Genomic DNA, 21,318 nt, shown 5'->3' with positions numbered 1-21,318 from the left:
GGGTCACCAGACCCCCTGGTTTTTTCTCATTTTGTGGATATCTCATGTTATCGAACAAGTCCTTGGCACTGGCGCTGTGCCTCACTATTACTGGCTGCGCACAAACACCACAAAATGATGCCGAAGGTGGGCATTGGTGGTCATTTGGATCTGATAAGGCTGCTACCAAGGACGCAGTGACCCAAACCGACGCCAAACCGGATGCCAAACCTGCTGCGGGCGCCAAGCCTGTCGCGCCGGTTGCTGCCGCAGCTGCTGCTCCAGCGCCTGCCGCTGCTGCCACACCTGCTCCGGTCGCCAAGGCTGACACCGGTTCCAGCTGGTGGCCGTTCTTCTCCAAAAGCGCTGATGAAAAGGCCGCTGATGCCAAGGCCGACCTGAAAGCCGACCTCAAGGCTGCAACTCCGGCTGCCACCCCGGACGCTGCGCCGGCTGTCGCCAAGACCGACACCGAGACCAAATGGTGGTGGCCTTTCGAAAGCAAGCCGAAGCCACTGGCCAAGGTCGATGTGACCAACGTGCCGATGCCAGACCCGAAAATCACCCAAGCCTGGCTGGACGACTATGAGCCGCGCCTGCGCGCCGCCATCAAGGACAGCAACCTGCAGCTGGAGCGTCGCGAGAACGTACTCGTGGTGATCGCGCCGGTTGATGGCTCCTACAACCCGAAACGTCCAGCCATGCTGCTGCCGGTGACCTTGGGCCCGTTCACCCGCGTTGCCAAGGCGGTTGAAGGCGATCCGAAGACCGCGGTGCTGGTTCTTGGCCACGTCGACACCAATGGTGCCGAACCGGTGAGCCAGGCGTTGACCCGCGAGCGTGCGCAGTCCATCGCTTCGATTTTCAGCCTCAGCGGTTTGAAGCAGGATCGCCTGATGATGCGTGGCATGGGTGACCTTATGCCGCGTGCCGCCAACGACAGCAACCAGGGCCGTGCGCTGAATCGTCGCATGGAAATCCTGTTCACTCAGCGTACAACTATGTTGGCGTTGCTGAGCAAGTACAACTCGGGCAAACCACCGGTCGCTGACATGGTCGCTGTGCAAACTGCGCCAGCCCCTGTGCCGGCCCCGGCTGCGAAAAAAGCGGCTCCGGCGAAAAAGGCCCCGGCCAAGAAAGCTGCCGCCAAGCCAGCTGCGAAAAAAGCCGCTGCCAAGCCTGCCGCGAAAAAAGCCGCACCGAAGGCTGCCGCCCCGGCTGCGAACGACCAGGCGAAAAACTGATCCGTTGAAACAGAAGGATAAAGCTGCATGACCCAGGCACTGGCCGATATGCGCCGTGACTACACACGGGACGGTTTGAGCGAGGCCCAGGCCCCGGGCGAGCCGTTTGCGTTGTTCCACCAATGGTTTGGCGAGGCGGTAAAAACCGAGCAGCCACCGGTGGAGGCCAATGCCATGACCCTGGCAACGGTTGATCAGGACGGTCGCCCGCACTGCCGCATCCTGTTGCTCAAGGGCCTGGATGCACAGGGCTTTACCTTCTTCACTAACTATCAGAGCGCCAAGGGTGAACAACTCGCGGCGCGGCCGTTTGCGGCCATGACCTTCTTCTGGCCCACCCTGGAGCGCCAGGTGCGCATCGAAGGGCGGGTGGTCAAGGTAACGCCTGAAGAGTCGGATGCTTATTATCAGGTTCGGCCTTTGGGCAGCCGTCTTGGCGCCTGGGCATCGCCGCAAAGCCAAGTCATTCGTGACCGTGAAGAGCTGCAGGAGCTGCTCAAGCAGACCGAACAGCGTTTCAGCGATACCCAACCCGACTGCCCCGAGCACTGGGGTGGCTACCGTTTGTTGCCTGAGCGCATCGAGTTCTGGCAAGGCCGCGCCAGCCGCCTGCATGACCGCCTGAACTATCGCCTGCAAGCCGGCGAATGGACGCGTGAGCGCCTGGCGCCCTGAGTTTCATCCTCTTCATTGCATCCGAATGCTGACCCTCGCACCGAAGTCTCCACACAGGAGGCTTCGGCGTGTTCGTTTGCGCGACTACAATGAAGAGCGCTTTCATGACGTTCTCCGGAACAGGGTGAGCGCTACCGTTCGTCGATTTTTCTGGTACTGGCAGTCTGTACTAAGGCTGAATGAAAGCAATTTTCTGGCGTGCTTGCCGTGACAGGCGCCAAGCTGCGGCGTCTAATGATTACCTGTCCTTTGGAGTTGATGCTATGCGTAAGTCCGTTTTACTAGTTGCCTGCTTTACCACCCTGTCGTTGTTGTTGGGTGGCTGCGCCTCGAGTCTGACCGGCGACTCGTACTCCCGTGACGAAGCGCGTCGTGTACAGACCGTTCGCATGGGTACCATTGAATCCCTGCGTCCGGTGAAAATCGAAGGCACCAAAACCCCAATCGGCAGCGTTGCCGGTGCCGTGGTGGGTGGCGTTGGTGGCAGCGCCATTGGCGGTGGCCGTGGCAGTATCGTCACCGGCGTTATCGGTGCTGTTGCCGGTGGCCTGCTGGGTTCCGCCGCTGAAGAAGGCCTGACCCGTACCCAGGGCGTTGAAATCACCGTTCGCGAAGACGATGGCAGCATGCGCGCCTACGTCCAGGCCGTTGATGCCAACGAAGTCTTCCGCATCGGCGACCGTGTGCGCATCATGACCGTTAACGGCACCAGCCGCGTTACTCGCTAAGCGCTGGCCGTTGAAACACAAAAAACCCCAACCGGGTGACCGGTTGGGGTTTTTGTTTTAGGGGGCAGGATGTCTACAAATTGAAGCTAAGCGCTTTTAGCTTCATTAGACAGGGCACTGCTGCTCCATTGCTCGGTCGACTAAAAGCCCCGCCAGTTCCAGTAACTGCCCAATGGCTAACAATTGGCTGCGTGTTTTTCCGTCCACTGTGTCTGCCAAATCAGAGGTCAGCCCGCTGGCGCCTATCAGGGTTTCGTATGCATTTACCAACAAGGCCTCTGTGTTGGCGGCTGAACTGATCGAAAACAGTGGCTCGTAACGATTTGACGAGGTGGTGTCGGGCTCGAAATGATTGGCGGCGCGGCTTGCTTGTGCCAATAACTGTGCGGTGTCTAACGGAGGAGGATTCGGTGTGACCTTGTACATGGGTAAATCTCCAAGTTTGGCTGGAGCCGCCCCTGATCGCCGCGACGCGATGGAAGGTGGCAGCTGTACGCAGGTTCGCGGACCGAGAACTTGAAACTCGGCATACCCGAAGGTATCCCGCGCACAGCTGCCATAACACGAGGCGCCAGCCACAGGAGTAGCTGACGAAAAACGATGGCAATTATGCATCAAGTTAACAGGCCGCGACGCCTGATCGCTGAGTGTCAGCGACGGGGGGAGATTAGTGGGCGGTCAGGGGCAAGGCAATCCCGGCGACTTGTGGGAAATGTCTGATGCATGTTTCTAAAGGTGCAAAAACGCAGGTATTAAAAAATGAGTTTGCGGCTGGGGTTGCCTACGCACAGGACGCAATCACAGATCTGAACGCACACTGACGGTACGGCTCAACTCATGGCGGGCCGAGTATGTCGAAGTTTGCACGACGCACGTGGAGCCTCGTAGTGAATGCCCTGTGTGTTTATCACGTGTTCCTGCTAGGCCGCTTCGGCTAAAACCGAAGCGGCCTTTTGGTTTTTTACCCTGTCACTTCAAATCTGGAAGTGCTTCACCATCGTGTTCAATTCATGCGCCAGGCTGGCGAGGGACTGCGAGGCGGCGGTGGTTTGGGTCGAGCCTTCTGCGGACTGAACCGACAGTTGTTGAATATTGAGCAAGTTGCGATCGACCGCCCGGGCAACGCCGGCTTGTTCCGCGGCCGCCGTGGTAATCACCAGGTTTCGGTCATTGATTTCATCGTTGGCAGCCAGAATATCCGCCAGCGCTTGCTGTGCCAGTTCGGCCAGACCCAGGGTTTGCTGAGTCATGGTGCTGCTGTCGAGCATGGTGTTGACGGTACTGGCGGTGTTGGTCTGGATACCGCCAATCATTTGTTCGATTTCCTGGGTCGATTGGGCCGTGCGGTGGGCCAGGGCGCGAACTTCGTCGGCGACCACGGCAAAACCACGGCCGGCCTCACCGGCACGTGCAGCTTCGATGGCCGCGTTCAGTGCCAGCAGGTTGGTTTGCTCGGCAATGGTGCGGATAACATCGAGCACTTTGCCGATACCTTTGGCCTGTTCAGCCAGGCCGCCCACTTGCCCGGAGCTGACCTCCACGCCACGGGTCAAGGCTTTGATGGCGTTCAACGCCTCAACCATGCGCTGCTGGCCTTTCAAGGCAATGCTTCGCGACTCCTGGGACAGGTCGGAGGTGGAGGCCGCGTTCCTGGCGACCTCTTCAATGGCGGTGGTCATCTGAGTGACAGCAGTGGCTGCCTGTTCAATCTCGCCATGTTGCTGTTGCAAGTCCCGGCTGCCTTCGGCGGTCACGGCATTCAATTCTTCGGCCGCTGCAGCCAGTTGGTTGGAGGAACCGGTTATTTGTCGCAGGGTCTGCACCAGGTTATTGCGCATGGTCTCTTGTGCCCGGAGCAGGCGGGTGGCTTCGTCGTTGCCCGTCGGGTTGATAGGCTGGGTGAGATCACCCCTGGCAATGGTTTCGGCTACGTGTACCGCTTCAATAATGGGGCCGGTAATGCTTCGGGTCAGCAGCCAGGCCACCAATACGGTGCCACCACTCACCAGCAGAATCACGATTGAGATGCCACCCACGGCATGTTGATAGGCGGCTACGGACGTCTGGCCGGCCTGTTCTGCGCCTTTGTTGGCCAGGTCTATCAGTTGGTCGAAGTTCTTGGTCATCTGCTCATAACTTTCTCGAATGCTGTTGAGAAAGTCGCGGGCGCCGGCCTTGTCGCCGGAACGCGAGCGTTTGAGCATCTCGGTGTGGTTCTTCGCGTACCCATCGAGGCTTTGGTTGAACACATCGAGGCGTGATTTTTCCTCAGCAGTGCTCAGCAGCGCTGCATATTGGCCAAGCTGCTCCTTGACGCTTTTCAGGCGGCCGGCGGATTTGTCTTCGTAGGTCTGCATGTCGGCATCGCTGGAAGACAGGATGTGCGCCATCTCGCCCAGGCGATAACGGTCGAGGGACGCATTGGCCAAGGCGAGGATCCTGACGCGTTGCATCCAGTTGTTCTGAATGTCAGCGGCTTGTGACTGGACTTCGCCAATCTGCTTGAGGGCAAACAGGCCGAGAAACACACTCAGTGATGCAATAGCGGCGAAGCCGATGAAGGCTCTGGCTGCGATTCTTATATTTCTCAGGAACATGGGCATGTCGCTCGGGCTGAAAACGCGTTGGGAAGCAGTGTCGGGCGGGTGTCCCAGGCGCGGACGGTGAGATCGCCATACCCTCTAGTCGGCGGCTGAGCGAAAGTCTTTAGGTGGGGCAGCCGGATTGCCGGCTAAACGTAGGCGGCGGAAAAAGAAAAACCCCAACCGGGCGACCGGCTGGGGTTTTGGGGTGTTTCAGACTGGAGTCAGGCTTTCTTGCGACTCGCCATCGCCGTCACGGCATAGCCGATACACGCTGCCAGGATCGACCCGGTCAGAATCCCCATCCGATCCTCGCCGGCGAATTCGCTGGCGCCCGGCACAAATGCCAGGGAGCCGACAAACAGGCTCATGGTGAAGCCGATACCGCACAGGATCGCCACGCCGAACACCTGACCCCAGTTAGCGCCACTGGGCAGGGCGGCAAGGCCGGTCTTGATGGCCAGCCAGGTGAGGCCGAACACACCAATGGTCTTGCCGATCAGCAGGCCAGCGGCGATGCCCAGGGGCACGTGGTGGGTGAAGCTTTCCAGGCTCACGCCGGTGAGGGATACGCCCGCGTTGGCGAACGCGAACAACGGCAGGATGGCGTAGGCCACCCACGGGTGCAGCGCGTGCTCCAGGGTCAGCAATGGCGAAGGTTCGGCGTTTTTGGTGCGCAGCGGAATGCAGAACGCCAAGGTCACGCCAGCCAGCGTGGCGTGGACGCCGCTCTTGAGTACACAGACCCACAGGATCAGGCCAACGATCAGATAGGGCCCGAGTTTGATCACGCCCAGGCGGTTCATCGCGATCAACGCAACCAGACACGCGCCCGCACCTGCCAGGGCGGCGCCCGACAGGTCGGCTGAATAGAACACGGCGATGACGATGATTGCACCGAGGTCATCGATGATGGCCAAGGTCATCAGGAACAGTTTCAGCGACACCGGCACGCGCTTGCCCAGCAGGGCCAGTACGCCAAGGGCAAAAGCGATATCGGTGGCCATGGGGATCGCCCAGCCGGACAGCGCGGCGGGGTAATCCTTGTTGATCGCCCAGTAGATCAGCGCGGGTACGACCATGCCGCCAATGGCCGCTGCACCGGGCAAGACCACTTGCGAGGGCTTGGACAGGTGACCGTCGAGCAACTCGCGCTTCACCTCCAGGCCGATCAGCAGGAAGAACAGGGCCATCAGGCCATCGTTGATCCATAGCAAGGCGGGCTTGGCGATTTTGAGTGCGCCAATCTGCGCCACTACCGGGGTATCGAGGAAGGCACCGTAGAGGTGCGACAACGGTGAGTTATTAATGATCAGCGCCAAGGCGGCAGCGGCGATCAACAACAGACCGCTGGCGGCTTCCAGCTGGAAGAAACGGGTGAAAGTGCTACGCAGAGGCAAGGGATGCTCTCCAATCCAGGTTCAATAGGTGGGTACCCTAACCCGTACCGTTAGTTGTTAAAACAAAAGTTATATTCTTATTTGTTATAAGCGATGGTCAGGATCGATGATGGGCCGAAGCCTAGCAATTGTGTGTCTAATTGATACGTCACTGTATCTGTGTGCAGTGTAGGAAACCCCCTAAAATCGGGGCTGAAATCTTTAGAGACGCACCCTATGAGTGACCACCGTATCTGGGCCCGTGAAGCCATTCGCATCATCGAAGCGGACTTTCAACGCAGCGCCGACACACACCTGATCCCGTTGCCATTGCCGGGCTTGCCGGGTATCGAGTTGTACTTCAAGGATGAGTCCAGCCACCCCACCGGCAGCCTCAAGCATCGGCTGGCACGTTCGCTGTTCCTGTATGCCTTGTGTAACGGCTGGCTCAAGCCGGGTGCACCAGTGATCGAGGCATCCAGCGGTTCGACGGCGATCTCCGAGGCGTACTTTGCACGCTTGCTCGGCCTGCCGTTTATTGCGGTGATGCCGGCCACCACGTCGAAAGAGAAGATCGCACAGATCGCTTTCTACGGTGGCAAGAGCCATCTGGTGAATGATCCGACGCAGATATACGCCGAGTCCGAACGGTTGGCGAAGGAAAGTGGCGGTCACTTCATGGACCAATTCACCTACGCCGAGCGGGCGACGGACTGGCGGGCAAACAACAACATCGCCGAGTCGATCTTCCAGCAGATGCGCTTTGAGCATTACCCCGAACCGAGCTGGTTGATCTCAAGCCCCGGCACCGGTGGCACGACCGCTACCCTGGGACGCTATGTGCGTTATCGCCAGCATTGCACCCGCGTGTTGTGCGCCGATGCCGAACGTTCAGTGTTCTTTGATTACTACCAGACCGGCGACGCCAGCCTGCGCCTGGAGTGCGGTTCGCGCATCGAAGGCATCGGCCGGCCACGGGTTGAAGCGTCGTTTCTGCCCAAGGTGATTGATGCCATGGTCAAGGTGCCGGACGCGCTGTCACTGGCCGCCATGCACTACCTGGCCGAACGGCTGGGGCGGCGGGTTGGCGGCTCCAGCGGGACTAACCTGATTGGTGCCCTGGTGGCCGCGCAGCAGATGAAAGCGGCGGGGGAGTCGGGGTCGATCGTGGCGATCTTGTGTGATGGTGGGGAGCGCTATGCCACCACTTATTACGATCAGGCGTGGCTGACGGGGCAGGGCTATGAACTTGACGGTTTGATCGCGGCCGTTGCGGCCAGTGTTGAACAGGGCGAGCCGCTGCCGGACAGCGTCCTGCGCGCCAACATCTGATACAGCGCAACACCCAATGTGGGAGCGGGCTTGCTCGCGAATGCGGACGGTCAGTCGAAAAATCGTTGACTGAACCACCGCATTCGCGAGCAGGCCCGCTTGTGTCTTGATCTGGGAATAAACTCTGAGGTGAGAGGGGTGGATGGCAAGCTGTGAGTCCGCGGTGCTAGAAGCACGAGTGGGAGCAAAGCTGCCATCCACCTTTCCACTCTGGCCGACAAGCCCGAACAGTTGGACGAGCACCACTCGAATCACAAGCGTGGGCATAGCCAGAGCACTCTCACTCCTGAGTGTAAGAGGGTTTTGCCATGATTTCCTGGGTCGGCATCGATATCTCTAAATCAAACCTTGTTGTCTGGGTTCAACCTCAGAAAGAAGGCTTCGAGATTCCAAACACATCTGAAGGCTTTGTTGAGCTGATCAAACGATTGAGCTGCTATGAGGTTGGCCGGGTATTGCTGGAGGCCACGGGAGGCTACGAGCGCCAGGTCATGGCGGCACTGCAACAGACGAATTTCCAAGTGCTCCGAATCAATCCTCGTCGGGCCAGAGCCTTCGCGGTGGCCATGGGCAAAAATGCCAAGACCGACCCGATTGATGCGGCAGTTCTGGCTGATTTTGCCGAAGTGCTGCATGGGTCTCACGAAAAGGTCATTTCTCCTGAGCGCGAAGCTCTGCGCGAACTGATCCAATTACGTGAGCACTTCGTTCAGCAGCGCGACGACAATAAGCGTCGACTTCAGCAGGCTCAGTTGCCAACCGTTGTCAGCGCTACCAAGGATCATATTCGCTACCTGCAAGCGCAGATCAAAGCCCTGGAAAAACACCTCGTTCAGGGCATGTTTGATTTGGATGTAGAAAAGGCCAGGCGACTCATGTCTGTGAAGGGGATTGGCAAAGTCGCGGCCGCCAGTTTGCTGGTTTACTTGCCGGAGTTGGGCGAGTTGGATCGCAGAGAAGTGGCGGCGTTAGCGGGCATAGCCCCTTACAACGACGACAGCGGAAACCACAATGGAAAACGGCAGATATACGGAGGAAGAACCCGTGTCAGGCATGCGTTATACATATCGAGTTGGGTTGTTATCCGCTTTCAAGCAGACTTTAAAACGCGCTACGAGGCTCTAAGGGAGCGAGGCAAGAGCGCGAAAGTCGCGCTCATCGCCTGCATGCGGATACTGCTGATCAGACTAAATGCCATGCTGCGAGACGGTACAGAATGGCGCTGACGGACGGTGGGTTAAGACAGTTGCTCCCACATTTGAGTTGCTGTCTGTTCAGATTCGGTTTAGGCCTCGATACCGAGCATGTCCCGCGCCAATGCTTCGGCAATTCGAATACCGTCGACACCCGCCGACAGAATCCCACCGGCGTAACCCGCGCCTTCGCCCGCCGGGAACAGGCCTTTCACGTTCAAACTCTGCATCGACTCGTTACGGGTAATCCGCAACGGTGATGACGTGCGTGTTTCGATACCGGTCAACACGGCGTCGTGCAGCGAGTAGCCTTTGATCTGTTTCTCGAACGCCGGCAACGCTTCACGAATCGCTTCAATGGCGAAGTCCGGCAAGGCCAGGGCCAGGTCACCGAGTGCCACACCCGGTTTGTAGGACGGTTCGACACTGCCGATGGCGGTGGACGGCTTACCGGCAATGAAATCGCCCACCAGCTGCGCCGGTGCCTCGTAGTTGCTGCCACCGAGGATGTAGGCGTGGGACTCCAGGCGCTCCTGCAACTCGATGCCGGCCAACGGGCCACCTGGGTAGTCCACTTCCGGGGTGATGCCGACCACGATGCCGGAGTTGGCATTGCGTTCGTTACGCGAATACTGGCTCATGCCGTTGGTGACGACACGGTTGGGCTCGGAAGTGGCTGCCACTACCGTACCGCCTGGGCACATGCAGAAGCTGTAGACCGAGCGGCCGTTCTTGGCGTGGTGCACCAGCTTGTAGTCGGCAGCTCCGAGTTTTGGGTGCCCGGCGTATTTGCCCAGGCGCGCCGCGTCGATCAGCGACTGCGGGTGTTCGATACGGAAACCCACCGAAAACGGCTTGGCCTCCATGTACACGCCACGCCCGTGGAGCATGCGGAAAGTGTCGCGGGCGCTGTGGCCAAGGGCGAGGATCACGTGCCTGGAGAGGATCTGCTCACCGTCATTCACCACGACGCCGTTCAACTGGCCATCTTCGATCAGCACGTCGGTAACCCGCTGTTCGAAGCGCACTTCACCGCCCAGGGCGATGATCTGCTCGCGCATGTTTTCCACCACGCCGGTCAGGCGGAATGTACCGATGTGCGGCTTGCTGACGTAGAGGATTTCTTCCGGTGCACCGGCTTTCACGAACTCGTGCAGCACTTTGCGACCGTGGAATTTCGGGTCCTTGATCTGGCTGTAGAGCTTGCCGTCGGAGAAGGTCCCGGCGCCGCCTTCGCCGAACTGCACGTTGGACTCCGGGTTGAGCACGTTTTTGCGCCACAGGCCCCAGGTGTCCTTGGTGCGCTGGCGCACTTCCTTGCCGCGTTCGAGGATGATCGGCTTGAAGCCCATTTGGGCCAGCAGCAGCCCGGCGAAGATCCCGCACGGACCAAAACCGACCACGATTGGCCGTTCAACCAGGCCGTGCGGCGCCTGGCCCACCACCTTGTAGCTGACATCCGGGGCCGGGTTGACGTTGCGATCATCGGCGAACTTGAGCAGCAGCGCGGCTTCGCCCTTCACGTTCAGGTCGATGGTGTAGATGAAGCACAGCTCCGACGATTTTTTACGGGCGTCGTAGCTGCGTTTGAACAGGGTGAAATCGAGCAGGTCATCACTGGCGATGCCCAGGCGCTGCACGATGGCAGGCCGTAGGTCTTCTTCGGGATGGTCGATGGGCAGCTTGAGTTCGGTGATTCGTAACATGACGGGATCCGGTAGGCGGCGGGAAAAGAGGCCGGCTGTTTTGCAAACCGGCGATTATAAGCCCCAATGGCGGTTTTTCGTCATGTTAAAACAGCGCAGGGCTGATTCAGTCGTCGCGAGAGCCGCCGAACGATGCGCAACCCCGTTGTACCTGGCCGTTGACTCGCAACTCGGCGGTCATGTGTTGCAAGCTGCCACTGACGCTGTCGATGCAGCGTTGCGGCGCCACCCACAGTTCGATGTGTTGGTTGTTGGCTTCCGTCATCAGGTTAAAGCGGCCGTCGCCCATTTGCTCTTCTACGTAGGGCACCGCCAGGGGTGGCTGGCCCTCACGCTCGAGCACCATGCCCTTGGCGGTGACGTTCATCGCCCAGGCGGGTTTGTGGCCGTTGGCCCGCAGGGTCATGCGCTTGAAATCCGGGTCATCGCAGGCCGAGGTCGAGCGCTCGACCCGATACAGCTGCTGGAGGTCTACCGAACCCTGGGTGCCGCTGGCAACACCGGAAAACTTGCCGCGCAAGTCGGCAAACAGCACACCCTGTTGGCCGGCCAGGGAGGCGGCCTCCTGCAGGATGCTGGTGCCGCCGGTGTCGTTGACCACGTAGTTGCGTTTGTCGCCGCACGGCTGGAACAACAGTTTGCCGGCCACCGCTGTCAATTCACCCTGCATACGGGTCAGCCCCGCAGTCGACGGTTTGGCCGGTTCGCTCTCGAACATCTGGCAAGCGGTGAACAGGGGCAGCAGGGCAAACAGGGCAAGGGTACGGGCGGCGCGCATTTATCGGGTCTCCAAACAAGTGCCGCCACGTTACGCAGGCTGACGCCGCACCACAAGCCCGTCGGCCGGCTTCAGGAATTTCTGACAGACACAAAATTCAGCCGACGATAAAGGTCTGGCCCGTCTGTAAACCTTCGACACTTTTCGCGTAGGCCAATGCCACATCAGCAGCGGGTGCAGGTTTGTAGCCACGGAAGTAGGGCGCGTAGCTGCCCATGGCTTCCAGCAGCACGGTCGGGCTCACGGAATTGACGCGCAGGCCCCGTGGCAACTCGATCGCGGCAGCTTTGACGAAGGCATCCAGTGCGCCGTTGACCAGTGCGGCAGATGCGCCGGTGCGGATCGGGTCACGGTTGAGAATGCCGCTGGTGAAGGTGAACGAGGCGCCATCGTTGGCGTATTCGCGGCCGATCAACAGCAGGTTGACCTGGCCCATCAGCTTGTCGCGCAGGCCCAGTTCAAAATCGGTTTCGCTCATGTCACCCAACGGCACGAAATTCACACTGCCAGCCGCGCAGACCAGGGCATCGAACTTGCCGGTCTGTTCGAATAGCTTGCGGATTGAAGCGCTGTCACTGATGTCCACCTGGAAGTCGCCATGGGTGCGACCGATGCTGATCACCTCGTGACGCTGGGCGAGTTCTGCTTTGACGGCCGAGCCGATTGTGCCGCTGGCACCAATCAATAGGATTTTCATCGTGCTGTTCCTCCAGGGGTAAGTGAGGTTTCAGTCTAGTGTGGCTTTTCGGTCGGATAAACGCGCTAATAGGCAACCTTTGGTTTTCAAATGGAAACAATCCATGAGCGAGATGGATGACCTGGCGGCGTTTGCCGTGCTGATCGAAGCCGGCAGTTTTACCGTCGCGGCCGAGCAGTTGGGGTGCAGCAAGGGCCAGCTGTCCAAGCGCATCAGCCAACTGGAAGCGCGGTTTTGCGTGGTGTTGCTGCACCGTACCACCCGCAAGTTGAGCCTGACCGCAGCCGGTGCGGCGTTGTTGCCCCAGGCCCAGGCGCTGGTGGTACAGGTGGAGCGCGCCCGACAGGCATTGGCGCGGCTCAAGGACGACCTGGCCGGGCCGGTGCGTATGACGGTTCCGGTGTCGTTGGGGGAAACCTTCTTCGATGGTTTGCTGCTCGAGTTTTCCAAGCAGTACCCGCAGGTGCAGATCGAACTGGAATTGAGCAACAGTTACCGGGACCTGGCGCGCGATGGCTTTGATTTGGGCGTGCGCATGGGGGCCATCGAAAACGAGCGTCTGGTGGCCAAGCCATTGCTGGCCTGGCATGAGATGACCTGCGCCAGCCCGGCCTATCTGGAACAGCACGGCGAGCCGCTGACCCCGGCGGACCTGGCAGCTCATACCTGCCTGTTGAACAGTCACTACAGCGGGCGTGAAGAATGGCTGTACCACCAGCAACACGAACTGCTGCGTGTGCGGGTCAGCGGCACATTTGCTTCCAACCACTACAACCTGTTGAAAAAAGCCGCACTGGTGGGCGCCGGTATCGCCCGCCTGCCGTCCTACGTTTTACCGGCGGAACTGGCTGACGGTCGATTGCGCTGGCTCTTGCGCGATTATCAGACTCGCAGCATGCCGATGCATCTGGTTCACCCGTATCAGGGCGGCTTGCCGCGCCGCACTCAGGTGCTCGCCGATTACCTGGTGGATTGGTTCAAGCGCAGCGGTGAAACGTTGGACCGGCTTTAACGGTAGCGACTTGCAATCAGGTGATCAATCGACAGGCTGCCCGGGCCTTTGGCGACCAGCAGTAGCAACAAGGCAAGCCAGGTGCCATGGGTCGGGTACGCGTCGGGGTAGACGAAGAGTTGAATGGTCAGGGTCATGCCAATCAGGGCCAGGGCCGAGAAGCGTGTGGCCAAGCCGACCAGAATCAACACCGGAAAAAAGTGTTCGGCAAAGGCTGCCATGTGCGCGGCGACTTCCGGCGACAGCAAAGGCACGTGATATTCACTGCGAAACAGCGGCAGGGTGGAGGCGGCAAGGCGTGGTTCGCCCAGTTGGAACGTGCCGCTGATCAGGTCGATGGCAAAGCCTTCGACCTTGGTTTGCCCCGACTTCCAGAAAACCGCAGCAATCGAAAAACGCGCGAGAAAGGCGATCAGGCTGTAGGGGATTTTTTCGAACAGAGCGATGGTCCGTTTTACCAGGCAAGTAGGGGAAGTGTTCATGGCGATTCCTTTTGTTCTGTGTGCAAATGAGTGATGGCGTCGTGGCTGATCAGCAGGGTCAGGCACTGGTTCAGGTCGAATTCGCTGGCGGCTTCCAGGGCCTGGGTCACGGCCATTTCCAGCCCAGCGCCGTGGTTGAGGCTGTTGATGAACGCGACCGAACCTGCGTCTATTGCGAATACCTGGACGGCCAGCCCCTGGCGTAACACCAAGGCACTTTGCGCATGCCAGGCATTCAAACTGGCAATGGCCCCCTCGGTCTGGTGCGCTGCCCAGACGGCGACGATCGCGTAGGCGGAGTTCAACGTGGCGAGTGAGGGATGCAGTTGCAGGCGTAGTTCGCCCAAGTGGGTTTGGGTTTGCAGTGCCTGCAACACGGCCTGTTGTTGCAGTGGCGCAACATCCGCCGCGTGATAGGCGCGCACCCGCAAGCGTTCCAGGCGCGCGATATCAGCCAGGTAGGGCACGCTGGCAGCCGGCTCGAAGCCCTGGATAAAGTCGGCAAAGCTGCTGCCGTATTCACTGATCAGTGGGCTGTTGGGCGGGCAGGCCTGTACATAGAGGCTGGCCATGGCGCGAAAGAATGCCTCGCCGACCAATTGCAACGTGACGGGATAGGCCGTCGCCAGCGCATTGATCAGCGCGCTGTGGACGTTGTTGCGATACACCGCAAAGCGGCTGGCCGGATCGGCGCCGTTGCTGCTGAACAGACCCTCGGGGCAGACCGGGTCGGGTGCGAGCAGGGCACTGGCAAACGCATCTTGAAGGCTCATTGGTTCACCTGCGACAGATGCCAGTCGGCGTGTTGGACTTCGGCGTGCAGCACGCTGAAGGCCGGCACGTGGTTATCGCGCTCAATCAGCGTGGCCACCGGGCCCGTACGCATAAGGACGTGTTGGTACAACTGCCATACGGCGTTATCGACGGGCGCACCATGGTCATCGATCAGCAGGCGATCGCCCAGGCTGTCAGTGTCTTCGGCAAATCCGGCCAGATGAATCTCTCCCACGGCACGCAATGGCAGTGCGTCAATGTAGGAAAGGGGATCTCGCTGGTGATTGATGCACGACACATAGACGTTGTTGACGTCCAGCAACAGGCCGCAACCGGTGCGGCGAATGATCTCGCTGATGAAGTCTGTCTCGTCCAGGGTGGAGCGCTGGAATTGCAGATAGGTCGACGGATTCTCCAGCAGCATCGGCTGCTTGAGGGTGCTTTGCACCTGGTCGATGTGTTCGCACACCCGTTTCAGGGTGGCGGCATCGTAAGCCAAGGGCAGCAAGTCGTTGAGAAACACCGGGCCGTGGCTGGACCAGGCCAGGTGTTCGGAAAAAGAGTGGGGTTGATAGCGTTCGATCAGCGTGGCCAACCGTGCCAGGTGCTCACGGTTCAACGGGCCTTCGCCGCCGATGGACAGACCCACGCCGTGCAACGACAGTGGGTACTGCTCGCGGATCAACCCCAGGTAATGGTGGAACGGGCCGCCGGCAACCATGTAGTTTTCGGCGTGCACTTCAAAAAAACCGATGTCGGGCGAGGTTTCGAGCACTTCGCTGAAGTGCTCGTTCTTCAGCCCCAGCCCGGCCCTGCAAGGGAGCCCGGGCGCCTGAGCGGGTGAGACCGTGTGTTGGGGAGAAAGCGTCATCATCAGTACTCAGGCCGAGGGCTGTTTCAGGACTTGGCGGTGAAGGCTGTTTCCTGGCCGAAACCGGTCGGTGAGGTGCTGCTCGGGGTTTTGGTACAGGTGCCGGCAGGGACCAGCTTCCAGGCGTTGGCCTGGTCCTTGAGTTTCGAGGTGCCGGCGCAGGAAGTGCCAGCGCCTGCGGCGCAATCGTTCTTGCCGGCTTCGGCGACACCAAAGCACTTCTGCATGTCATCGGCGGCGTGCGCGGTGCTTGTCAGGGCGGACAGGCTCAGGGCCGAACCCAGGGCCAGAACGAGGGTGGCGGCGGACAGCGAACGGGATTTAGTCGTCATGGTGTAACTCCAGCAGTGAGGTTGGGTAAGGAAGCGTTTTTGCTTGCTTACCCCTCTAGAGTTGGGGCACCCCCATGCGTTACAGCGGCTGGCAAAAAAATTTCAATTCGCCAGCCGCCGCGATCACTCGCCCCTGAATGCTCGGGCTCGGGCGTTGAGGTGTTTCCTTGCGTGGCTATTTACCAAGCCAAATAAAAGCCTGATGAACGACGTTCGGTTAACGCTGTTTTCGGTAACGGGTAAGGTTTCATCTGATCGGGTTTAAGTACTGATGGCGTAATTTAATAGATCCTATTTTTTAAATATAAGTGGCGGATTTTCGCTATCTCAAAAGAAAGCGGGCGGTGTTATTCAGGCCCTGTGTGGGGGGTTAATGCCTATGTGTCGTGGACGTTTGAATGGGGAAGGGCGCGAGTCATGCGCTTGTTGGGTGTTTTTAATCTGATATTTTTTGGCTGGAATAGTGCTGTGTCCCCGTTATCGGGGGTTTACAATAATTTTGTATATGCGGAACAGTCAGTTATAAATTTAAGTCTTTTTCGGTTTGACTTTTATTAGTCGGCTGTTTAGTTTGATTTGGCCGGCAACAAATGAAATGCGCAATTCAGGAACCCTCTTCTGGATATTTTCCAGTTAAACTAAAAGAAGGAATTTAACGATGAAAGAAGTAAAAGTCGCTCTCCTGCAAAGTGCTACCTGCAACTTGATGCACGTAAAACTGCCTTCCCAGCCTAAGCCAGTGAAAGTGGCTAAGTAAGAAGCAGCGGGCCTGGAGAGTTCGCTCTCCAGGTCTTTCAAGGAGCAGCTCATGTATCATATAAATCCCGCGGCATTAGTGTTTGAAGACGGTAAAGAAGACTGTTGGGTTGACTACTCGTCAGGCCATAATGGCGTCAAGATTTCCAAGGGCTTGGGCAGGCTCATTGCCGAGCACTGCGGCCAGGCGGTCAATGCCGATCTGGTAAAGGAAGCCATTGCGCGTGATAACACCCTCAGTGAGGCTGGCATTGACACCTTGCTGGCCCATGTTTGCCTGCCTGCGCTGGCGCAGCCCAAGTCCGGCTATCACCGTGCGACCCAGAACCACCCTTTCCTGGACATGTCCCAAGGTCTTTCGGCGTTGGAGGCAGATGCTCAGATCATGGCAGCCTACGTCAAGGAACATGCGTACCCCGCTGTCGAGTTGAGTATTGAGTCAGGCAATGATGTTGCGCTCATTGACGCCATTAATCTGGACATCGATGAATTAAGAAACTCTGTTTTCTATCAGTTCAGTATGATTATGTCTGGGACCTTTGGCGTGCGTTTGCACCAACCGGCGTATTACGACGGCGAGCGTGATTATCACCAAGTTGAACTGCTCAAGAAGTCCATTCCTTCCGGCGGCGCCCGGCACCCCACGGAATGTTTTGTCGAAATACATCGTTCGTCGATAATTGCGCCGGGTGTCTACTATTTTTCCCCGATCGATAGTTCGCTTAAATTAATTACCCCGCAGTTGCCCGACTCAATGGAGGCTGAGCGCATTTCAAGTTCGGATGCCGACTGGGTGGTGAGGCTGGTATTGTGTGCCGCGGTAAGGCGATCAATGTTCCGCTACCGTGATCCCCGAAGTTTTCGTGCCTTGCTCGTCGACGCCGGTCATGCAGAGGCGCAATTGTCGGCGTTGGCCAGTTATTGCAACTGGCACTACACATCACGCTTTGTCGTGGACTTCGAGTACGCCAAAAGCTTCAGCGACGAGTCTTTGGATGACGGCCTTCCTGCGTTTTCCATCGGTTTGCTGGAAGGGTGGAATTAATGAGATATGTCAGCCAACACGGCAGTGAAGTTTCAATCCCCGATACGTGGGAGACTCATAACTGGGAGCGCCCTTATGTGTTCCTGAAGCAATTGCAGGCTGATCAGGTCGCCCAGCCGCAGGCCCTTCAAAGCCATCGTTACCTGCTGGATAAGCTGGTGACCGGCTATGACGTCAAACGCGCTATTTCAAGACGCAGCTTTACGTCGGTTGCCGAGCGCGAGGTTCCTTCTTCGGTGCTGGAGGCGGTACTCAGGTGCCTCTATCAGGCTTTGGCCCAGGAAACACATCTGTTTGCTGGAATCGTTACCCAGGGCGTACAGGGCTGGGCGGATGCAGCTTGGTTACTGGACCATACGCCCAGAGCGCTCAAGCGTTCAGACCGCGCCAGTGACAGCGAGGTGGTCGCCAAGATCATTCAGGGCCAAGGATGGGCCGGGGGCAAAGGCATTACAGTGTTGCTTGGGATCAATTGGCAATTTGCTGTTGCTGCATTCGGCGATCCTGATATTGCCTACGCCAAAGCCTTGCTGGATGTAGGGCGTGTAGGGCATGCCCTGTTGTTGGAGGGGCAGCATCAAGGGCTGGCGGCGAGAATGACGCCGGCCGTACACGAAGAAACAGCGTCAAATATGCTGCGCCTGACGGAAGAAAGGGATGTTCTTTATGCCATCCGGCTGGTTTTTCCAGGCTGAGTGCGTCGCAAGGAGTTGCAAAAATGAACGGACTTTCGCCGCTGAAGGACGCCTACGAGCGAGAGGGTTATGTCGTTGTTCGCGAGTTACTTGATCGCCAGAAATTGGCACTGCTCGCTGAAAAACTGATCCAGCAATTGCGTAAGCATCGAATAACGGATGGTTTCACCGAGATTGGTCAGCCGCGTTTCAAGGAACCAGAGCAGGCTGATCCGGACTTTCTGAAGTTTGTCGACGTCATGCGCAGCGAATTGACCGAAGAACTCTTTCAAGCGCCCAAGGTGATTGAGGTGATGAAGCTGCTCTTCGACACCGATGAGGTGTTCGTTCATCCGATCAAATGGGTGCGCGGTTTGGCACCCTTGGATTCTTCCATGCACTCCTCACCGGGCGTTCACCAGGATTTTCCGGAATTGCAGGGCAGTGGTCAGCAGATCACCCTGTGGGCACCCTTTTTTAATGTCGATGAAGGGTCGGGATCGCTGCCGGTTTACACCAAAAAACCAGGTGAAACCCTGTTACCGCTCGAGCTGGCACTCAACCCATCAGGATGGCAAGTCTGCCCCGACGTGCTGGGCGCAAAAAACGTTTTCGCATTACGTCCGGGTGATGTACTGCTGTTCAATACGTTTACCCCGCATGGGGGAGCGACCAATACCGGCACAGGTTGGCGTTGCAGTATCGAGGCACGGTTTCAGCCGCTCGCTGAGCCTTTGGCACTCAGTAATTTTGCCAAGCCGCTGTTGACCCAGGATTGGCAAACGTTCTACGCAGGGTGGCGGACCTGGGGGTTTTACTGGCGGGACAGGCATCCGCCGCTTATTCCCTTTGATCCATCCTGGGAGCATTGGCGGGATCTGACCGCTATCGGGGAAGCGGTTAAAGGTAACAAGAATGCGGTGGCGGCCCTCGAAATCGCTGCTAGGTTCGGTATGTCCGAACCCATCAAGTCCTGTGCCCAGGGGTTGCTCGAGTCCTTTGAACGTATTTACGACCAATAAGGTAATGTGGCTGTGAAGAACCGCTTTGCAGATTTTTTCATCAGCAGAAATTTCTCATTCTTGTGGCTGGGGCAAGCCCTCTCATCGTTTGGCGAGTTCGTTTTCGAGAGCACCGTCATTGTGTGGCTGGTGACTGACTTGTTTCACGACAGTGCGTTCTTGCCGACGGCTGTAGGCCTGGCGGTGGCGGCCTCTGCTATTCCGCGTGTATTGGTGGCCCCACTGGCCGGGGCTTGGGTCGATCGGATGGCCCCGTTGTACGTGATGATCGCGGCGGATGGGATTCGGGTGCTCAACTTCCTGATCTTTTTCGTGATCTATTCCCTGGCCGGGCTGGACCCGATGCAAGTGCTCGTCGGCGTTCTGCTCTTGTTGTTGGTGAACAGCACGGCTGCACAGTTTTTCAACCCGTCACGCCAGGCGATCATGCAAGTGGTCATCCCTTCGGCACGACGCGTTGAGGCATCGGCCAAGGCGATGTTTTCCCTGACGGGCATTTCAGTGTTGTCGGCGTCCCTTGGGCCGGCATTATTTGTGTGGGTGGGCCCCGCCCTGGCACTGCTGATCAATGTGCTGGCTTTTGCCTGTTCGGCCCTGTGCATAGCGTCTACCCAGGGCCTGCGCCGGACCTTGCTGGCCGAGCAACAACGGCTGCCCTTCTGGCATGGAGTGCTCGCAGGGCTACGGTTTTCCTGGGGGCACGCCTCGATTAGGACGTTGTTGATCGGTGTGGCGTTATACGGGTTTTCCTTGGGGGTCAATAACGTCGCATTGTCCTTGTATGCATTCAAAACCTTGGGCTTGAGCCCTTATGAATACGGCCTGATTCTCGCGGCGTTCCCTGTCGGCGGCTTGATTGCTGCCGTGCTGGTCCGGCCGCTGTTGAAGTCATTGAGCACGCGCCAGGCCTTTACCCTTGCATTGCTGTGCATGGGGTTCAGCTACCTGGCGTATTCGCTGCATCCGCCGTTTTACTTGGCCTGGGCGCTGATGTTCAGCTGTGGGTTGTTCTTCTCGGTGTTTGCGATTGTGCAAGGGCCGATGCTCCAGGAAGCCGTGCCGGAAGGTTACATGGGGCGTGTGTCTGCAACGGTCACGCCGGTGCTGGCCATCGCCTCATTAACCGGTACGCTGGTGTGCTCTCAGACGTTAAATGTGGCACAGCGTGTCATAGCCTATTTCGACGCGCCGCTGGATGTGTACGGCGCGTATATCTTCCTGGCGGCGGGCTTGTTGCTATTGGGCGGGGCATTGATGCTGGCAGGCCAGCGCGCGAGCAAGGGGGAGTTGGTCGCGACGCTTTGAACCGCGATAAAAAAACGGCCCGAAGGCCGTTTTTTTGTTACCTCAATGGCTCAGCCACCGAGATAGGCTTCACGCACCTTCGGATCCGTCAGCAATTGCTCCCCGGTGCCCTGCATCACCACCCGGCCGTTTTCCAGCACGTAGGCTCGGTCGGCGATTTTCAGCGCCTGGTTGGCGTTCTGCTCGACCAGGAACACCGTGACACCGTCCTTACGCAGCTGTTCGATGATGTCGAAGATCTGCTGGATGATGATCGGTGCCAGGCCCAGGGACGGTTCGTCCAGCAACAGCAACTTGGGCTTGCTCATCAGCGCACGGCCGATGGCGAGCATTTGCTGCTCGCCACCGGACATGGTGCCGCCGCGCTGGCTGAAGCGCTCCTTGAGCCTTGGGAACAGGTGCAGCACCTTGTCCATCTGCTCCTGGTAATCGCCCTTGTCGGTAAAGAACCCGCCCATGGCCAGGTTCTCTTCCACGGTCAGGCGCGAGAACACCCGACGGCCCTCAGGCACCACGGCAATGCTTTTGCGCATGATCTGTGATGACTGCTGGCCCACCAGCTCTTCACCCATGTAGCGGATGCTGCCGCTGTGGGCCTGCGGCGAACCGCACAGGGTCATCAGCAAGGTCGATTTGCCGGCACCGTTGGCGCCGATCAGCGTGACGATCTCGCCTTGGCGCACTTCGACGTTGACGCTGTGCAGGGCCTGGATCTTGCCGTAGAAAGTGGAAACGTTTTCGAATTGCAGCAT

21 protein-coding genes are annotated in these 21,318 nt (G+C 58.5%); 10 read left to right on the top strand and 11 right to left on the bottom strand.

What is annotated here, in order from left to right; all coding sequences use genetic code 11:
* The first annotated feature begins 44 nt into the window (after positions 1-44).
* From JFT85_RS09325 to JFT85_RS09315, 3 genes are all read left to right on the top strand, one after another.
* A complete protein-coding gene (locus JFT85_RS09325; RefSeq protein WP_053254780.1) occupies positions 45-1,223 on the top strand; it encodes an OmpA family protein in 1,179 nt (392 codons plus the stop codon).
* 27 nt (positions 1,224-1,250) lie between these two features.
* Positions 1,251-1,898: a pyridoxamine 5'-phosphate oxidase gene (pdxH, locus tag JFT85_RS09320; protein ID WP_053254781.1), complete on the top strand. Its 648-nt coding sequence runs from the start codon at positions 1,251-1,253 to the stop codon at positions 1,896-1,898.
* Positions 1,899-2,161: 263 nt separating this feature from the next.
* Positions 2,162-2,626 (top strand): glycine zipper 2TM domain-containing protein, encoded by a 465-nt coding sequence (locus tag JFT85_RS09315; RefSeq protein WP_053254782.1) that lies wholly within the window; start codon positions 2,162-2,164, stop codon positions 2,624-2,626.
* 105 nt (positions 2,627-2,731) lie between these two features.
* Here JFT85_RS09315 and JFT85_RS09310 read toward each other — a convergent pair whose 3' ends face one another.
* The 3 genes from JFT85_RS09310 to nhaA form a co-directional block, all read right to left on the bottom strand.
* Positions 2,732-3,052 carry a DUF6124 family protein gene (locus JFT85_RS09310; RefSeq protein ID WP_053254783.1) on the bottom strand — a complete coding sequence of 107 codons (321 nt, stop codon included), beginning with the start codon at positions 3,050-3,052 and terminating at the stop codon, positions 2,732-2,734.
* A gap of 548 nt (positions 3,053-3,600) precedes the next feature.
* Positions 3,601-5,223 (bottom strand): methyl-accepting chemotaxis protein, encoded by a 1,623-nt coding sequence (locus JFT85_RS09305; RefSeq protein ID WP_053254784.1) that lies wholly within the window; start codon positions 5,221-5,223, stop codon positions 3,601-3,603.
* A gap of 209 nt (positions 5,224-5,432) precedes the next feature.
* A complete protein-coding gene (gene nhaA / locus JFT85_RS09300; RefSeq protein ID WP_069552046.1) occupies positions 5,433-6,608 on the bottom strand; it encodes a Na+/H+ antiporter NhaA in 1,176 nt (391 codons plus the stop codon).
* Positions 6,609-6,824: 216 nt separating this feature from the next.
* Here nhaA and JFT85_RS09295 point away from each other — a divergent pair, with 216 nt between their 5' ends.
* A complete protein-coding gene (locus tag JFT85_RS09295) occupies positions 6,825-7,919 on the top strand; it encodes a PLP-dependent cysteine synthase family protein (protein WP_201229746.1) in 1,095 nt (364 codons plus the stop codon).
* Between the two features lie 308 nt (positions 7,920-8,227).
* Positions 8,228-9,145 carry an IS110 family transposase gene (locus tag JFT85_RS09290; RefSeq protein ID WP_201229744.1) on the top strand — a complete coding sequence of 306 codons (918 nt, stop codon included), beginning with the start codon at positions 8,228-8,230 and terminating at the stop codon, positions 9,143-9,145.
* A gap of 59 nt (positions 9,146-9,204) precedes the next feature.
* On the opposite strand, the gene JFT85_RS09285 is transcribed toward JFT85_RS09290, so the two are convergent.
* From JFT85_RS09285 to JFT85_RS09275, 3 genes are all read right to left on the bottom strand, one after another.
* The gene (locus JFT85_RS09285) at positions 9,205-10,818 is read right to left on the bottom strand and encodes an NAD(P)/FAD-dependent oxidoreductase (RefSeq protein ID WP_053254787.1); all 1,614 of its coding nucleotides are present in this window, start codon (positions 10,816-10,818) and stop codon (positions 9,205-9,207) included.
* Between the two features lie 106 nt (positions 10,819-10,924).
* Positions 10,925-11,596, bottom strand: coding sequence for a COG3650 family protein (locus JFT85_RS09280; RefSeq protein WP_053254788.1), 672 nt, complete (start codon positions 11,594-11,596; stop codon positions 10,925-10,927).
* A 97-nt stretch (positions 11,597-11,693) separates the two neighbouring features.
* Positions 11,694-12,293, bottom strand: a complete 600-nt coding sequence (locus JFT85_RS09275) for a short chain dehydrogenase (protein ID WP_069552048.1) — start codon at positions 12,291-12,293, stop codon at positions 11,694-11,696.
* A gap of 103 nt (positions 12,294-12,396) precedes the next feature.
* Between JFT85_RS09275 and JFT85_RS09270 the strand changes: the two genes are divergently transcribed.
* Positions 12,397-13,305 carry a LysR family transcriptional regulator gene (locus tag JFT85_RS09270; protein ID WP_053254790.1) on the top strand — a complete coding sequence of 303 codons (909 nt, stop codon included), beginning with the start codon at positions 12,397-12,399 and terminating at the stop codon, positions 13,303-13,305.
* On the opposite strand, the gene JFT85_RS09265 is transcribed toward JFT85_RS09270, so the two are convergent.
* Genes JFT85_RS09265 through JFT85_RS09250 form a run of 4 tightly spaced genes read right to left on the bottom strand, consistent with a single transcriptional unit; the run spans position 13,302 to position 15,764 of the window.
* A complete protein-coding gene (locus JFT85_RS09265) occupies positions 13,302-13,787 on the bottom strand; it encodes a DoxX family protein (protein ID WP_201229737.1) in 486 nt (161 codons plus the stop codon). The genes JFT85_RS09270 and JFT85_RS09265 overlap by 4 nt on opposite strands.
* Positions 13,784-14,560 (bottom strand): HvfC/BufC N-terminal domain-containing protein, encoded by a 777-nt coding sequence (locus JFT85_RS09260; RefSeq protein ID WP_201229735.1) that lies wholly within the window; start codon positions 14,558-14,560, stop codon positions 13,784-13,786. The genes JFT85_RS09265 and JFT85_RS09260 overlap by 4 nt, the downstream gene beginning before the upstream one ends.
* Positions 14,557-15,435: an MNIO family bufferin maturase gene (gene bufB / locus JFT85_RS09255; protein ID WP_053254793.1), complete on the bottom strand. Its 879-nt coding sequence runs from the start codon at positions 15,433-15,435 to the stop codon at positions 14,557-14,559. Before bufB ends, JFT85_RS09260 begins: the two co-directional genes overlap by 4 nt.
* A gap of 23 nt (positions 15,436-15,458) precedes the next feature.
* A complete protein-coding gene (locus tag JFT85_RS09250; RefSeq protein WP_053254794.1) occupies positions 15,459-15,764 on the bottom strand; it encodes a BufA1 family periplasmic bufferin-type metallophore in 306 nt (101 codons plus the stop codon).
* An 808-nt stretch (positions 15,765-16,572) separates the two neighbouring features.
* On the opposite strand from JFT85_RS09250, the gene JFT85_RS09245 reads away from it, so the two are divergent.
* From JFT85_RS09245 to JFT85_RS09230, 4 genes are read left to right on the top strand one after another with little or no spacing between them, the layout of a single operon-like run.
* Positions 16,573-17,565 carry a hypothetical protein gene (locus JFT85_RS09245; RefSeq protein ID WP_187601841.1) on the top strand — a complete coding sequence of 331 codons (993 nt, stop codon included), beginning with the start codon at positions 16,573-16,575 and terminating at the stop codon, positions 17,563-17,565.
* Positions 17,565-18,260 (top strand): hypothetical protein, encoded by a 696-nt coding sequence (locus JFT85_RS09240; RefSeq protein ID WP_053254796.1) that lies wholly within the window; start codon positions 17,565-17,567, stop codon positions 18,258-18,260. Before JFT85_RS09245 ends, JFT85_RS09240 begins: the two co-directional genes overlap by 1 nt.
* Before the next feature lie 23 nt (positions 18,261-18,283).
* Entirely contained in the window at positions 18,284-19,261 is a 978-nt protein-coding gene (locus tag JFT85_RS09235) for a phytanoyl-CoA dioxygenase family protein (protein ID WP_053254797.1), read from the top strand.
* A 6-nt stretch (positions 19,262-19,267) separates the two neighbouring features.
* Positions 19,268-20,566 (top strand): MFS transporter, encoded by a 1,299-nt coding sequence (locus tag JFT85_RS09230; RefSeq protein ID WP_310886758.1) that lies wholly within the window; start codon positions 19,268-19,270, stop codon positions 20,564-20,566.
* A 50-nt stretch (positions 20,567-20,616) separates the two neighbouring features.
* Here the strand turns inward: JFT85_RS09230 and JFT85_RS09225 are convergent, their stop codons facing one another.
* Entirely contained in the window at positions 20,617-21,318 is a 702-nt protein-coding gene (locus JFT85_RS09225; protein ID WP_010212366.1) for an ABC transporter ATP-binding protein, read from the bottom strand.

This window comes from Pseudomonas sp. TH04 (assembly GCF_016651355.1).
GTDB classification, from domain to species: domain Bacteria; phylum Pseudomonadota; class Gammaproteobacteria; order Pseudomonadales; family Pseudomonadaceae; genus Aquipseudomonas; species Aquipseudomonas fluorescens.
The sequence above is the reverse complement of the archived record's forward strand: the minus strand, read 5'-3'. Positions and strand labels throughout refer to the sequence as shown.

Bases quoted from the DNA above. Each gene is read 5' to 3' on its own strand.
- JFT85_RS09325 (WP_053254780.1), top strand. From the start codon at position 45: ATGTTATCGAACAAGTCCTTGGCACTGGCGCTGTGCCTCACTATTACT.
- pdxH (WP_053254781.1), top strand. From the start codon at position 1,251: ATGACCCAGGCACTGGCCGATATGCGCCGTGACTACACACGGGACGGT.
- JFT85_RS09315 (WP_053254782.1), top strand. From the start codon at position 2,162: ATGCGTAAGTCCGTTTTACTAGTTGCCTGCTTTACCACCCTGTCGTTG.
- JFT85_RS09310 (WP_053254783.1), bottom strand. From the start codon at position 3,052: ATGTACAAGGTCACACCGAATCCTCCTCCGTTAGACACCGCACAGTTA.
- JFT85_RS09305 (WP_053254784.1), bottom strand. From the start codon at position 5,223: ATGTTCCTGAGAAATATAAGAATCGCAGCCAGAGCCTTCATCGGCTTC.
- JFT85_RS09295 (WP_201229746.1), top strand. From the start codon at position 6,825: ATGAGTGACCACCGTATCTGGGCCCGTGAAGCCATTCGCATCATCGAA.
- JFT85_RS09290 (WP_201229744.1), top strand. From the start codon at position 8,228: ATGATTTCCTGGGTCGGCATCGATATCTCTAAATCAAACCTTGTTGTC.
- JFT85_RS09285 (WP_053254787.1), bottom strand. From the start codon at position 10,818: ATGTTACGAATCACCGAACTCAAGCTGCCCATCGACCATCCCGAAGAA.
- JFT85_RS09280 (WP_053254788.1), bottom strand. From the start codon at position 11,596: ATGCGCGCCGCCCGTACCCTTGCCCTGTTTGCCCTGCTGCCCCTGTTC.
- JFT85_RS09275 (WP_069552048.1), bottom strand. From the start codon at position 12,293: ATGAAAATCCTATTGATTGGTGCCAGCGGCACAATCGGCTCGGCCGTC.
- JFT85_RS09270 (WP_053254790.1), top strand. From the start codon at position 12,397: ATGAGCGAGATGGATGACCTGGCGGCGTTTGCCGTGCTGATCGAAGCC.
- JFT85_RS09265 (WP_201229737.1), bottom strand. From the start codon at position 13,787: ATGAACACTTCCCCTACTTGCCTGGTAAAACGGACCATCGCTCTGTTC.
- JFT85_RS09260 (WP_201229735.1), bottom strand. From the start codon at position 14,560: ATGAGCCTTCAAGATGCGTTTGCCAGTGCCCTGCTCGCACCCGACCCG.
- bufB (WP_053254793.1), bottom strand. From the start codon at position 15,435: ATGATGACGCTTTCTCCCCAACACACGGTCTCACCCGCTCAGGCGCCC.
- JFT85_RS09250 (WP_053254794.1), bottom strand. From the start codon at position 15,764: ATGACGACTAAATCCCGTTCGCTGTCCGCCGCCACCCTCGTTCTGGCC.
- JFT85_RS09245 (WP_187601841.1), top strand. From the start codon at position 16,573: ATGTATCATATAAATCCCGCGGCATTAGTGTTTGAAGACGGTAAAGAA.
- JFT85_RS09240 (WP_053254796.1), top strand. From the start codon at position 17,565: ATGAGATATGTCAGCCAACACGGCAGTGAAGTTTCAATCCCCGATACG.
- JFT85_RS09235 (WP_053254797.1), top strand. From the start codon at position 18,284: ATGAACGGACTTTCGCCGCTGAAGGACGCCTACGAGCGAGAGGGTTAT.
- JFT85_RS09225 (WP_010212366.1), bottom strand. From the start codon at position 21,318: ATGCTGCAATTCGAAAACGTTTCCACTTTCTACGGCAAGATCCAGGCC.